The sequence below is a fragment of the Micromonospora sp. NPDC049257 genome (assembly GCF_040678915.1).
In the GTDB taxonomy this organism is placed as follows: domain Bacteria; phylum Actinomycetota; class Actinomycetes; order Mycobacteriales; family Micromonosporaceae; genus Micromonospora; species Micromonospora antibiotica.
Genome location: NZ_JBFAQU010000018.1, coordinates 116255 through 129725 on the forward strand (window position 1 = coordinate 116255; position 13471 = coordinate 129725).

Annotated in this window: 9 protein-coding genes and 1 pseudogene; 5 read left to right on the forward strand and 5 right to left on the reverse strand. The window is 75.0% G+C overall.

Translation table 11 applies throughout. The features are described 5' to 3' along the window. From AB0K25_RS23620 to AB0K25_RS23635, 4 genes and pseudogenes are all read left to right on the forward strand, one after another. A pseudogene (locus AB0K25_RS23620) lies at positions 1 to 465 on the forward strand (hypothetical protein); the annotation flags it as partial. Further along, entirely contained in the window at positions 462 to 1928 is a 1467-nt protein-coding gene (locus AB0K25_RS23625; protein ID WP_208568893.1) for an NADH-quinone oxidoreductase subunit NuoF family protein, read from the forward strand. The pseudogene AB0K25_RS23620 and the gene AB0K25_RS23625, both read left to right, overlap by 4 nt. A gap of 59 nt (positions 1929 to 1987) precedes the next feature. Beyond that, positions 1988 to 2617 carry a redoxin domain-containing protein gene (locus tag AB0K25_RS23630; protein ID WP_219464153.1) on the forward strand — a complete coding sequence of 210 codons (630 nt, stop codon included), beginning with the start codon at positions 1988 to 1990 and terminating at the stop codon, positions 2615 to 2617. Then, a complete protein-coding gene (locus tag AB0K25_RS23635) occupies positions 2617 to 3471 on the forward strand; it encodes a cytochrome c biogenesis protein CcdA (RefSeq protein WP_363822686.1) in 855 nt (284 codons plus the stop codon). Before AB0K25_RS23630 ends, AB0K25_RS23635 begins: the two co-directional genes overlap by 1 nt. 138 nt (positions 3472 to 3609) lie before the next feature. Here AB0K25_RS23635 and serS read toward each other — a convergent pair whose 3' ends face one another. From serS to AB0K25_RS23660, 5 genes are all read right to left on the reverse strand, one after another. Beyond that, a complete protein-coding gene (gene serS, locus AB0K25_RS23640; protein ID WP_357535547.1) occupies positions 3610 to 4896 on the reverse strand; it encodes a serine--tRNA ligase in 1287 nt (428 codons plus the stop codon). Positions 4897 to 5768: 872 nt separating this feature from the next. Further along, the gene (locus AB0K25_RS23645) at positions 5769 to 6842 is read right to left on the reverse strand and encodes a MerR family transcriptional regulator (RefSeq protein WP_357535761.1); all 1074 of its coding nucleotides are present in this window, start codon (positions 6840 to 6842) and stop codon (positions 5769 to 5771) included. A 71-nt stretch (positions 6843 to 6913) separates the two neighbouring features. After that, positions 6914 to 8095 carry a saccharopine dehydrogenase NADP-binding domain-containing protein gene (locus AB0K25_RS23650; RefSeq protein WP_357535545.1) on the reverse strand — a complete coding sequence of 394 codons (1182 nt, stop codon included), beginning with the start codon at positions 8093 to 8095 and terminating at the stop codon, positions 6914 to 6916. 90 nt (positions 8096 to 8185) lie between these two features. After that, positions 8186 to 9358 carry an alcohol dehydrogenase catalytic domain-containing protein gene (locus AB0K25_RS23655; RefSeq protein WP_363822690.1) on the reverse strand — a complete coding sequence of 391 codons (1173 nt, stop codon included), beginning with the start codon at positions 9356 to 9358 and terminating at the stop codon, positions 8186 to 8188. After that, a complete protein-coding gene (locus tag AB0K25_RS23660; protein WP_363822693.1) occupies positions 9355 to 9801 on the reverse strand; it encodes a hypothetical protein in 447 nt (148 codons plus the stop codon). Before AB0K25_RS23660 ends, AB0K25_RS23655 begins: the two co-directional genes overlap by 4 nt. Before the next feature lie 236 nt (positions 9802 to 10037). Here AB0K25_RS23660 and AB0K25_RS23665 point away from each other — a divergent pair, with 236 nt between their 5' ends. Further along, positions 10038 to 13355 (forward strand): LuxR C-terminal-related transcriptional regulator, encoded by a 3318-nt coding sequence (locus tag AB0K25_RS23665; protein WP_363822696.1) that lies wholly within the window; start codon positions 10038 to 10040, stop codon positions 13353 to 13355. Positions 13356 to 13471: the final 116 nt, after the last annotated feature.

The following is a 13471-nucleotide window of genomic DNA, read 5'->3' on the forward strand; positions in this document are numbered from 1 at the left end:
GACGTGGCCCCCGTGTCGGGCACCCGCCGGTCCCGGTACGAGGACGAGGACATCGCCCCGGTCTCCACCGGTCGGCGGGCCCGACGCGACGACGACGACCTGGCCGCCCGCTACTCGGCCCCGCCCCGGCGGCGCACCGAGGAGCCCGAGGAGCCGTGGGACAGCCCGAACCGGTGGGAGTCCAGCCGGCCCGTCTCGGCCGAACCCATCTCCGCCGCCCCGCGCAGCGGCTCCGGCCGGCACAGCGTCGAGCCGGACGTGCCCGAGGAGCCGGACTACTGGCGTCCGCCGGCCCGCTACGTCGCCGACGACATCCCGGTCGACGACACCCCGACCCTGGTCGACCTGGCCTCCCGGCGGGCCCGCAAGGCCACCGGCGACGGCCGCAGCCGGCGCAAGGGCAAAGCCAACGCGGACGCCGTCGACGGGGCGTACTGGGCCGGGCTGCGCGGTGAAGCCAAGTGATGCGGACCAAGGTGCCCCCGGTCGCCTGCATCGGCGAGCCCCGGCTCACCGCCGGTTTCGCCGAGTTCGGTCGGCTGGACCTGATGGCACACGAGACGGTGCACGGCCCGATCGGCCCGATGGAACCGGCCAACCTGCTCCGACTGGCCGAGGCCATCCAGCTCAAGGGCAAGGGCGGCGCGGGTTTCCCGTTCTACCGGAAGTTCAAGGCGGTGCTGGAGTCCTGTGAACGGCAGGACCTGCCCGCCGTGGTGGTGGTCAACGCCACCGAGGGGGAACCGGCGAGCTGGAAGGACAAGGTGCTGCTCACCCGGGCCCCGCACCTGATCCTCGACGGTGCCGCCCTGTCCGCCTACGCGCTGGACGCCGAGGAGATCGTGCTCTGCGTCGCCGACGACCTGATCGGCCGGGACTCGCTCACCGAGGCACTCGCCGAACGTCGGATGCCGGTCCCCACCACCATCGTCACCGTGCCGCACCGGTTCATCTCCGGCGAGGGCGGCGCACTGGTCAACGGGATCAACGGACTGCCGCACATCCCGCCGGGCACCAAGAAGCGGTCCAGCGACTCGGGCGTACGCAACCTGCCCACCCTGCTGTCCAACGCCGAGACGTACGCCCAGGTGGCCATCGCCGCCCGGCTCGGCCCGTACGAGTACGCGGCGCTCGGCACCGACGACGAGCCGGGCACCGTCCTGCTCACCGTGACCGGCCAGGCCAAACGCGCCGCCGTGGTGGAGTGCGCCGCCGGCACCCCGCTACGGGACATCCTCGAACTGTGCGAGGTGCCGGAGGGGCCGGGCATCCTGATGGGCGGCTACCACGGCCGCTGGATCACCTGGGAGGCGGCGCAGCGGGCGGAGATCACCCGCAAGAGCCTCACCAGCGTCGGCGGCACCCTCGGCGCCGGCATCATCATCCCGCTCGGCCGCGACACCTGCCCGCTCGGCGAAGCCGCCCAGGTGGTCCGCTACCTGGCCGGGGAGTCCGCCGGCCAGTGCGGGCCGTGCAAGCGGGGCCTGCCCGACCTGGCCCGCGCCGTCGACCTGGCGGTCTCCGGCAGCGCCCCGGTGGAGGTCGTGCGGGCCGCCGCCGGTGACGTGAAGGGCCGGGGCGCGTGCAGCCACCCCGACGGCACCTCCCGTTTCGCGCTCTCCGCGATGGAGGTGTTCGCCGACGACCTGCGGCAGCACACCACCGGTGAGGGGTGCGGCAAACGGGTCAAGGGCGTGATGGGGCTGCCCGGTGCCCCCGACGCCAACCCGAAGATGCTCACCCTGGACTGGTCCCGCTGTGACGGGCACGGACTCTGCGCCCACGTCGTACCGGACTTCATCCGGCTCGACGGCAACGGCTACCCCGCCTTCCCGCCCACCCCCGTGCCGACCTGGCTGAAGGAGGGGGCGATGAAGGCCGTCAAGGTCTGCCCCGAGCTCGCGCTGCGGTTGGTCGAGGTCAAGTAGCACCGTCGAGGTCACCCGGCACCGTCGGGGTCACGTAGCACCACCGAGAGGAGATTCGGATGCGGTCGTCGTACCCCAGGACCCGGCCGGTTGGCCGACCGGCCGTCCGGCTCGCCGTCGCCGCCACCCTGGCCGGCACCCTGCTGGCCGCCTCGGCGTGCGCCGTCGGGCCGACGACGGCGCAACCGGCCGCCGAGGTCGCCGTGCCGATCGCCACCTCGTCGCCGCTGCCCGCCGAGCCGACCCCGACCGCCGCACCCGCCACCACCGGGGCACCCGCCCCGGTGCCCGACGCGTTGCGCTTCACCGCCAAGACCCTCGACGGTACGGCGTTCTCCGCCGCCGCCCTGGCCGGCCGGCCGGTGGTGCTCTGGTTCTGGGCGCCGTGGTGCGCCACCTGCGCCAGCCAGGCGTGGACGGTCGCCGAGATCGCCCCGAAATACCGGGACACCGTGCCGATCGTCGGGGTGGCCGGCCTCGGCGAGCAGAAGGCGATGCGCAGCTTCGTCACCGAGTTCGAACTCGGCGGCACCACGCAGATCGACGACCGGGCCGGCGCGTTGTGGCGGCGCTTCGAGATCGTCGAACAGAGCACCTTCCTGATCATCGATCGGGAGGGGAAGGTCGTCCACCAGGGCTTCCTCGACGGTGAGGACCTGACCCGCCGGGTCGCCGCCCTGGCCGGCTGATGACCGGCCCGCTGCTGCTCGCGCTGACCGCCGGGATGCTCGGCGCGGTCAACCCGTGCGGCTTCGCGATGCTGCCGGCGTACCTGTCGCTGCTGGTCGCCGGGCCCGCGGACGGCCGCGGCGCGATCGGCCGGGCACTCACCGCGGCGGCCGGCCTGACCTGTGGGTACGTCGTGGTGTTCGGGGCTTTCGGGTTGGCCGTGGCACCCTTGGCCGACTGGCTGCGCCCACGGTTGCCGTGGCTGACCGTGACCCTGGGGCTGGGCCTGCTGGCGCTCGGGTTGTGGCTGCTCGCCGGACGCCGCCTGCCCACCCCGCGTCCGTCGGCCCGCGCGCCCCGGCTGACCCGCTCGCTGCCGTCCATGGCGCTGTTCGGCATGGCGTACGCGCTGGCGTCGCTGAGCTGCTCGATCGCGCCGTTCCTGGCGATCGTGGTGACCAGCCTCCAGGCCGGCTCGACCCTGCGCGGGCTGGCGCTGTTCGTCGCGTACGCGCTCGGGATGGGTCTGGTGGTGGCGGTGGCGGCGCTCGGCGTGGCGCTGCTGCGCGGGCGGGTGGTGAGTGGGTTGCGCGGGGCGGGCGCCTGGGTGCCCCGCCTCAGTGGCCTGGTGCTGCTCGTCGCCGGCGGCTACGTCGCCTGGTACGGCTGGTACGAGGTCCGGCTCGCCCAGGGTCGGCACGACGCCTTCGGCGACCCGGTGGTGGTAGGTGCGGCCCGGGTCCAACGGATGCTGGTGACGGCCCTGGACACGGCCGGGCCGGTGGTGCTCGCCGGGCTGCTGCTCGGGTTGCTCGCGGTGGCGGCGCTGCTGCACCGCAGCCGTACCCGGACCGGTGACACCGAACGGGTGTGAGACAACCGGCCGGTGACCCCGCCGGGCTGGTGCGCGGCTGGCTGATGTCGGTCGGGTGTGCGGCGGGCCGGGTGTGCGGCGGGCCGGGTGGTGCGGGGCGGGGCGGTGGCCCGGAGGCCCCGCCCCGCACCGCGAGCCTCAGCGCAGCGGGGTGAGCCGGTCGGTGCCGAGCCGGTCGCGGAGCACCTCGGGCACCACTACCGAGCCGTCGGGCTGCTGGAACTGCTCCAGGATGGCCGGGAAGAGCCGGCTGGTGGCCAGCGCCGACCCGTTGAGGGTGTGCACGAACCGGGTCTGCTTGCCCCCCGGCTCGCGGTAGCGGATGGCGGCCCGGCGGGCCTGGTAGTCACCGGCCCACGAGACCGACGACACCTCCTTGTACTTGCCGGTGCTCGGCATCCACACCTCGATGTCGAGGGTCTTCTTCATCGACGCGCTGGCGTCACCGGCGGACAGCAGGCTGCGCTGGTAGTGCAGGCCCAGCTTCTCGACCAGGCTCTCCGCGTGGGCGAGCATCTCCTCCAGCGCCGCGTCTGCCTGCTCCGGCAGGGTGAACTGGAAGATCTCCACCTTGTTGAACTGGTGCCCACGCACGGTGCCGCGCTCGTCGGAGTGCGAGCCGGCCGCCTCGCGGCGGTAGCAGGGGGTGTACGCGAACGCCTTCAGCGGCAGCTTCGACGTCTCCAGGATCTCGTCCTGGTAGGCCCCGAGGATGGCCGTCTCCGAGGTGGGCAGCAGGAACTGCCCGCGCGGGGCGGACTCCCGGTCCAGGTGGTAGACGTCGTCGTAGAACTTCGGGAACTGGCCGGCGGCGAAGCCGGCGGTGTCCAGCAGCAGGTGCGGCGGGAGCAGGAACTCGTAGCCGGCCCGCACGTGCTCGTCGATGAACCAGTTGATCAGCGCCCATTCCAGCCGGGCGCCCAGGCCGGTGTACATCCAGAAGCCCGAACCGCCGAGCTTGACGCCGCGCTCGTGGTCGACCAGGCCGAGTGCGCGGCTCAGTTCCACGTGGTCGCGGATCTTCTCGATGACCGGGGGCTCGCCGAAGGTCTTCACCACCCGGTTGGCCTCCTTGCCGCCGGGCACCACGTCGTCGGCGGGCAGGTTGGGCAGCTCGCTCATCGTGCCGCGCAGCCGGGACTGCACCTCGTCCAGCTGGGACTCCAGGTCGGCGAGCTGCTTGCGCTCGACCTCCGGCGCGACGGACTCCGGCGTGGTGCCGGCCCGCTTCGCCTGCGCGTACGCCCGGGCGTCGGCCTTGCGGCGCTGCCGCTCGGCGTCGATCTCCGTGATCAGGGCGCGACGCTCCTGATCGAGTCGCTGGATCTCGTCCAGGATCCGATTGACCTCGGCGGGAGCCAGACGCTTCGCCAGCGCGGTCGCCACCGCCTCGCGATCCTTGCGGATCAACTCCATGTCGAGCATGCTGCTCCGTACGCTCCGTCCAGGCGGTCGGGGTGGGACCCTCCGATGCTACCGTCGCGCCTGCCGCCATCCGGCCCCGGCCGGAGGCATGGCCTCACCCGCGCTGCCCCACCGGCCCGATCGGTGCTGCTGGCCCGCCCGGTCCGATCGGCGCTGCTCTGGCCCCACCGGTCCCACGGGTCCGATCGGCGCTGCCGTGCGTGGTGTGGCCGGGGTGCTGTCCGGCCGGTGCCGCGCTGACCGCCGTCCCCGGAGCGGTCGTGTCCGCGCCGGTGGGACCGCCGGCCGGCCGCGCCGCAGGGGCCCGGTCGTCCGGTCCGATCCCGACAGATGACGCCGTCGACCCGAGCGGTGACTTACGGTGATGAGTCGACGCCGACCCCCATTTTGTCACTCTGGGTGATCCTTGGGGTGTTGTTCTTACCGTGCCCGGATGGGCTTCCAGCGGCAGATCCCCTCTGAGCTGCTCAAATGCCGCATCGACTCGCCACCCCTCACCACCCCCACTCCGACGCTTTGCTCTGCTGCCACCGGCGCGACGGTTACCCGCCGTGCCTGTTGCTTCGGTGGCAGCAGAGCAAAGCGTGCACAGGGGAGTAGGTGGGGGGAGGGTTGTAGCTACCCTCCGTAATTGGTTGGGTGTCGTTGTCCGTCGATGGCGCACTGGCAGGCCCGGTGCCCGCCGCAGGTCACTCTCCGGCAGGCCCGGTGCCGAGGCGGGTCACCCGGCGACCGCCCGGCGACCGCCCGGCACCTGATCGTGCTGCGCCGGGGCGAGGCGAAACGGGTGCGGCCGGTGTGGGACCGGACCCGCTGGGTCCGAGGCCGACGCGGAACGCCGGCTGGGCTGCCGGCCGGCCGGCCCATGACCGTCAGAGGCGGATCGGCATCAGGATGGAGAAGGTGTCCTCGTCACCGGGCCGCCGGACGGCCAGCGGGGCGATCGGGCCGTCGAGTTCCAGCATCAGTTGCGGGCCACCGGCAGCCTCCAGGGCATCGAGCAGGAAGTCCCCGTTCACGCCGACCAGCAGGTCGGTCCGGTCCGGCCCGGCCAGTTCGGTCGCGTCGACCAGGCGCAGCCCGTCGTGGTCGTCCACCCCGAGCACGGTCACCGGCAGCGGCACCCCCTCGTGCACCCGGGTGACCGTGGGGGTACCGGCCCGCAGCGCGGCGCGCAGCCTCGCCACGTCGACCGGTACCTGCCGGGCCGGTGCGTCCGCCGGTCGGCGCAGCAGCCGGCGGTAGTCGGTGAACTCGTACGGCAACACCGCCGAGCTGGCCACGGCACCGGCGACGGTGACGGCGACCCGGCCCCCGGCGAGCGTCAGGTGCGCCTGCTCCTGCGTGTCGGCATCCAGCAGGGCCCGGAACTCGTCGACCGCCGCCGCCGGGAGCAGCGCCCGCACCGGCGGGCCGTCCACCCGACCGCCGGCCCGGGCCAACGCCATCCGGTACCGGTCGGTGGCGACCAGTCGTACGCCGTCGGACTCCACGTCCAACAGCACACCGGTGAGCATCGGCAGGTCGGGGTCGGTGCCGACGGCGAACCGGACGGCGTCGACGGCAGCGGCCAGGTCTGCGCGGGCAAGCACGATCGTGGTGGTCATCGGGTACTCCTCGGGATCGATCAGGGTGCGGACCCGGGAGAGTTCACGGCGGGCGTCGGCGAGACCGTCCTCCAACCGGCGTAGGTGGGCGTCGAACAACCGCCCCACCCGCGCGGGTTCGTGCCGCAGCCGCAGCGCGGCGGTGATCTCGACCAGCGGCATACCGACCCGACGTAGCCCGGCCACCAGCCGGGCCGGCGTCACCTGCGCGTCGGTGTACCAGCGGTAACCGTTCACCGGGTCGACCAGCGTCGGCGTCAGCACCCCGCACCGGTCGTAAAACCGCAACGCGCTGACCGTCAGGCCACTGGCCCGGGCCAGCTCGCCGATACTCAGCAGTTCGCTCTCCACGCCCATGATGCTGTCGCCTCCACCAGGTCGAGGGTCAAGCCGTCGGGTCGTCGCCCCGGTCAGCTCCGCGCCGGGAGGACCCGGAACGTCATGCCGGCCCTCACCAACCGGTCCAGCAGCGCATCGCCCATCGCCGTCACCGGGGTCAGCTGCCCGCTGGTGGCGGGCAGTTCGTCGTACGCCAGGCAGAGGGCCGACTCGGCGAGCATCTTGGCGGTCTCGTCGTAGCCGGGATCACCGCCGGAGACCTCGGTGCGGACGGTGCGGCCCCCGCCCTCGCCGACGAACCGCACCCGGAACCACGACCGGGCCCGCTGCGCGGCGCTCGGACCCTGCCCGGAGGCGAGCCGGCCGAGCAGCCAGCGCCGGGTCGGTGGCAGCTTCACCAGCCCGACCACCCCGGCCATCCCCACCCCGGCCAGCAGCACCGTCGGCAGCCGCTTGACGGCGGCGAAGTGCCGGTAGCGGAAGTCCGGGCCGTACTCCGGGCAGGCCGCGGCGGACCGGCGTACCACCTGCGGGTCGATGGTGGGCAGCGGCACCGCCCACATGCCGGTCGCCGCGGACCGGCCCAACTTCCCGGCCACCGCGCGGGCCCGGCGTCCGTCCGGGCGGGGTTCGACCGCCCGCCGGGCCCGCGCCGCCTGCTTCGTCTGCGCGGTACGCGAGAACGCGGTGAGCGCCGAATGGTACGTGCCGGCGGAGAACTTCCCCCCGGCCCGGACGAACCCGTCCACCATGATCGGCCCGTCCGACGGCAACTGCCGGACCGTGTACCAGACGCCCAGGTCGTGCGGGATCGAGTCGAAACCGCAGGCGTGCACCAACCGGGCCCCGGTACGCACCGCCTCGGCGTGGTGCCGCACGTACATCAGGTCCACGAACTCCGGCTCACCGGTGATGTCGAGATAGTCGGTGCCGACGGCGGCACACGCCGCGACCAGCGGCTCCCCGTGGTGCACGTACGGTCCGACGGTGGTGGCGAGCACCCGGGTCGCCTCCGCCACCACCCGCAGCGACCCGGCGTCGGTGACGTCGGCGGTGAGCAGCGGCAGCCCGGCCAGGGCCGGGTCGATGGCGGCGAGCCGGTCCCGGACCGCCGCCAGCTTCGCCGGGTTGCGGCCGGCCAACGCCCAACGCAACCCCACCGGGGCGTGCCGGGCCAGATATTCGGCGGTCAGCCCGCCGGTGAAGCCGGTCGCGCCGAACAGGACGATGTCGTACGGGCGGTCGTGGGACATCCGCCGAGTGTGCCACCCGCATCCGGCCCTCACCTGGGCACCGGGGGTGGACCGGTCCGCACCGCGGCGACCGGCACCCACCCGGACGACTCAGCCGTGCGGGCTGAACACCGCCCGCACACAACCGTCGGCGCGGTCCCGGAACAGCGCGTACCCCGTCGGGGCCTGGTCCAGGTCGAACCGGTGCGTCGCCAGGTGTTCGGTACGCAGCTCGTCGCGGGCCATCCGGTCCAGCAGCATCGGAATCCACCGCTGACCGTGCTGCCGGGCGCTGCGCAGGGTGAGACCCTTGTGCATCACCGCGCCCAGCGGGAAGGCGTCCACGAAACCGGTGAAGGTGCCCGAGATGAAGACCGTGCCACCCTTGCGGCAGGCGTGCACCGCCTCCCGTACCGCCAGGGGGTCCTCGACCGGGCCGCCCCGGCCGGTGAACCGGTCGGCGAGCGAGACCGGCCGGCCCCCGCCGTCGGCCACCCCCACCGCCTCCACGCAGACGTCGGGCCCCCGGCCACCACTGCGTTCCCGCAGTTCGGCGGGGACATCAGTGTGTTCGTAGTGCAACGTCTCGGCGCCGGTGTGCCGTTCGGCCATCCGCAACCGTTCCGGGTACCGGTCGATCACGATCACCCGTTCCGCCCCGAGCACCGTCGCCGCCTGCGCGGTGAGCTGCCCCACCGCACCCGCCCCCCAGACCGCGACCACGTCACCAGGGCGGACCGCACCCAGCTCGGCACCCATCCAACCGGCCGGGGCGGCGTCCGAGGCGAAGACCGCCCGGTCGTCGCTGACCGGGTCGGGCACGGTGAACGCCCCCACGTCGGCGTACGGCACCCGGACGTACTCGGCGTGGCTGCCGGCGAACCCACCCGCCGTCCGGGGATGGCCGTAGCAGCCGCCGGTAGCCTGCCCCCAGGCCGCCTCGCCGACCGTCCCGGTGGCCGTGCCGTTGTCGCAGCACGAGTAGAGACCCTGCCGGCAGTACCAACAGTTCCCGCAGGCCACGGCCGCGCAGACCACCACCCGGTCACCGACGCGGTGCCGCCGGACCGCCGGGCCGACCTCGGCCACGTCGCCGAGGAACTCGTGCCCGAGCACGTCCCCGGCGGCCAGGCCCGGCACCCGGCCGGCGAGCATCGGCAGGTCGGCCCCGCAGGTGGTGCTGCGCCGGACCCGGACGATCATGTCGTGGGCGTTGCGCAGTTCCGGGTCGGGCACCTGGCGTACCGCGAGCCGGTCGACGCCCTCCCAGCACAGCGCCCTCATCCGGGCACCACCGGGCCGTCGGTCCCGTGCGGCCCGGTCGCGTGCGGCCCGGTCCCGGGTGGCGCGGTCGGGGGGCGTTCGGCGGCGGGCCGGTCGGCGCGTAGCACCTCACCGGTCTCGGCGAGCTGCCGGACCGTGCGCAACACCTGCCGCAGGTAGCCGCCGGGATCGTCGCCGACCAGGTGGGCGGCCATCCCGGGCAGGGTCGCCACCCCGCCGAGGGGGCGGACCGAAAGCTCGGTGCCCCGCCCACCGGGGGCCGGCCGCAGGTGCAGCTCCACCGCGTCAGCCAGTGGGCGCAGCGGCTCCGGCCACCGCCCGTCGGGCATCAGCTCGGCCGCCGACACCCCGACCGTCACCACCTGCCAGCGGCCCGACCGGGCGTCGACCCCCGCCCGGTGCGCCCGAAGGAGGGTGAACCCGCCACGGGTCAGTCGTCCCATCCGTACCACCCGCCTCTTCGCCGGGACCGGTGCGCGGCAGCCGGTCACGCCACACCGGCTGCCCGATCCGCCCATCCTCGGTGGGGACCGGGTGAACCGGACTCGTCCCGAAGGGGTGAACCGGTCCGGTCCGGGTAACCGCCGCCGACCGGTCCGGAGCGCGCCGACCGGGAGGAACGCGCCGACCGGCCGGAGGGCGCCGACCGGGGCGGAACGCGCTGACCGGGGGAGGGCGGATGCCGCAGCAGCACGACAGCGCCGAGGTGCCCGCCGGCCCGCCGCTGCTGGCGTCCCGGCTCACCCCGCCCGCCCCGCCGGAGCCGATGCTGTGGCGTCCCCGGCTGTCGGCCCGCCTCGACGCCGGAGCTGCCGGCACCCTCACCCTGGTCCGGGCCGCCGCAGGGTGGGGCAAGACGACGATCCTCACCGCCTGGGCGCGAGCGGCGGACGAGGACCCCCCGGCCTGGGTTCAGGTCGAGGCGGGCGACAGCGGGGAGCGGCTCTGGGCGTACCTCACGGCAGCCCTGCGGGGCGCGGCCGAGCCACCGCCGCACGCACCACCCGCCGCCCTGCCTGGCGCACCGCCTGCCGGGCGGCCTGGCGCACCGCCTGCCGGGCGGCCTGGCGCACCGCCTGCCGGGCGGCCTGGCGCACCGCCTGCCGGGCGGCCGGGCGCACCGCCTGCTAGGCGGCCGGGCGCGTCGGCCGCCCAGCCGTCGGTCGTGCCGGTGCGGTCGGAGCAGTTGGAGGCGCTCGCCGCGACCCTGGCCGCCCGGGAACGCCCGGTCCGGCTCGTCGTCGACGACCTGCACCGGGTCACCGACCCGGCGGTGCTCACCGGCCTGGAGTTCCTGCTGCGGCACGCCGACGGCCGGCTGCGCCTGATCGCCGCCGCCCGCACCGACCTGCCACCGGCCCTGCACCGGCTACGGCTGGCCGGTGACCTGACCGAGATCGGCCCCGACGAGTTGGCCTTCACCACCGACGAGGTGGCCGACCTGCTGGTGGCGCACGGGGTGCCCCTGCCTGCGGCGGCGGTCGCCCGGCTGCGGGACCGCACGGGTGGTTGGCCGGCGGGTCTGCGGTTCGCCGCGCTCGCCGCCCGGGGGCAGTCCGATCCGCAGCGGTGGGCGGCCCGGTTCGGGGGTGACCACCCGGACGTGGCGGCGTACCTGCGGGCCGAGGTGCTGGGGCAGCTGCCGCCGCCGGCCCGGGAAGTGCTGCGGCGCTGCGCCGTCGGCCCGGCGGTCCGCGCCGACCTGGCCGACGCGTTGACCGGTCGTGCCGACGCCGGGCACCTGCTGGCCGGGCTGGCCCGCGACGGCGGATTCCTGCACCGCGACGACAGCGACCCACCCTGGTACCGACCGCATCCGCTGCTGGCCGACCTGCTGCGCGAGGAACTCGCCGACCTCGCCGACGGGGAACGCGCCGAGCTGCACGGGCGGGCCGCCGACTGGCACACCGACCACGACCGGCCGGCCGAGGCGTTGCGCCACGCGCTCACCGCCGGGCAGTGGGACCGGGCCACCGGGTTGCTGCTGACCCACTGGCCGGAGCTGCTGCCGTACGACCGGGGGACACCGGATGTGGCCCCGCCCGCGCCGCCGCCCGCCGAGGCGGTGCACCGGGACCCGGAGCTGGCGTTGGCCGCCGGCACCGAGCGGGCGTACGCGGGCGACCGGGAGGCGGCGACCGCCTGGCTGCGCGACGCGGTGGCGGCGGCCCGCTCGCTGCCGGCTCCGCGCCGTGACCGGTTCCACCGGCTGGCCCTGGCGTTGGAACTCACCCTCGCCCGGTTGGCCGGCGACCATCCGGGGGTACGCCGGGCCGCCGCCCGACTGCTCGCCACCGTCACCGGGCCTGCCCTGCCGCCGACTCCGCCGCCCTGCCGGCCCGCCGCGACGCCGACCCACCGGCCGGCCGTCGTTGGCGACCACCCCGAAGCGGTGGCACCGACCGGCGACGACCCCCGGACCGGCGAGGACGTGGACGTCCTGGCGGTGGCCGGCACCGCGCTCGGCCTGGTCGAGCTGGCCGAGGGGGAACTACGGTCGGCCGGGGCATGGTTCACCCGGGCGCTGGCGGCGGCCCGGCAGGCCGGGCGGCCCCGGACCGAACTGGTCGACGCGACCCGCACCGCACTGCTGCTCGCCCTGGCCGGTGAGCTTGCGCCAGCCGAAGAGACCGCCCACGCGGCGCTGGTCATGCCCCCCTGCCAGGGCTGGTCGAGTCGGGTCGACTGTGGCTACGCCCATCTGGCCCTGGCCCTGGTGGCGCTGCACCGGGACCAGCCCACGGAGGCGACCGCCGAACTGGCGGCGGCCGGCGCGGCCATGCCGGGCGAGGCATCCGGTGCGGGCGGTACGACATCCGGCACCCCTACGGCCGACGCGGCGATCGGTGCGCTGCCTACCCCGGTCGGGTTCGGGGTGGCGTCCGCTCGTGTCGGGGCCGGGGTGGCGTTCGGTGCGGCGGCTGCTCGGGGTGGGGCGGGGGTGGGGGTCGGTGCGGCGGCTGCTCCGGTCATGGTCGGGGTGGCACCTGGCGGGGGCACGGTCGGTGCGGTGGTGGCGCTGTGTCGGGCGACCTTGCTGCGTGACGCCGGCGAGCCGGCGGCGGCGATCGAGGTGGTGCGCCGGGCCCGGGACGAGCTGACCGGAGCCCGTACCCTCCCCGGCGCAGCGCTGACCGGGGGTGGGGTGGGGGGTGGAGGTCTGACCGGGGGCGGAGAGTCGGCCGGGGATGGGGGGCTGGTCGAGGTCGGGGTGTGGGATGTGGGGCCGGCCGGGGACGGAGGGCTGGCCGGAGACGGGGTGTGGGGTGGAGGGCTGGCGGGGGGCGGAGGGTTGGCCGATCGGCTGCTCGCGCTGGAGGCGGACCTACGGGGTGAACAGGGGGACCTGGACACCGCCCGCCGGTTGCTCGCCGAGCGGTCCCGGGAGCCGGACCCCGACCCGGTGCTGGGCCTGGCGCTGGCCCGGGTGGAGCTGCGGGCGGGCGACGTCCGGGCCGCCGGTCACGCGCTACCCGACTGGGACGCCCCGGACGCCGCCGGCTGGCCGCTGTCGGTACGGCTCGCCACCGGTGTCCTCGACGCGGTGCTGGCCCGGCGGTCCGGTGACGAGCGCCGGGCCGGTCGGCTGTTGGAACGGGTGCTGGACCTGTCCGGCCGACACGGTTACCGCCGGGTGTTCACCCGGGCCGAACCGGAGGTCCGGGACCTGCTCGCCGCCCACCTGGACTCGGGTACGGCGCACTGGCCGGCGGTCAGCGACCTGGTACGCGACGCCGAACAACCGACCGAGCACGGATCGGGTGACCCGCAGTGTAGGCCGGGCGGTCCGGAACGGGCGCTCCCCGAGCCGCTCACCGAGCGGGAGCTGACCATTCTGCGGTATCTCCAGAGCATCCTGTCCAACGTCGAGATCGCCGGTGAACTCTCCCTGTCGGTCAACACCGTCAAGACCCACGTCCGCAACATCTACCGCAAGCTCGACGCCACCCGCCGCCGCGAAGCCGTCCGCCGAGCCCGCTCCCTCCGCCTCCTCTAACAACCCCACCCCACCCCACCCCACCCCACCCCACCCCACCCTGCCCCCCTGCCCCGCCCCCGCCGCCCCCGCCCCCGCCCCCGCCCCCGCCCCCGCCAACCCTGCCCCGTTGATCA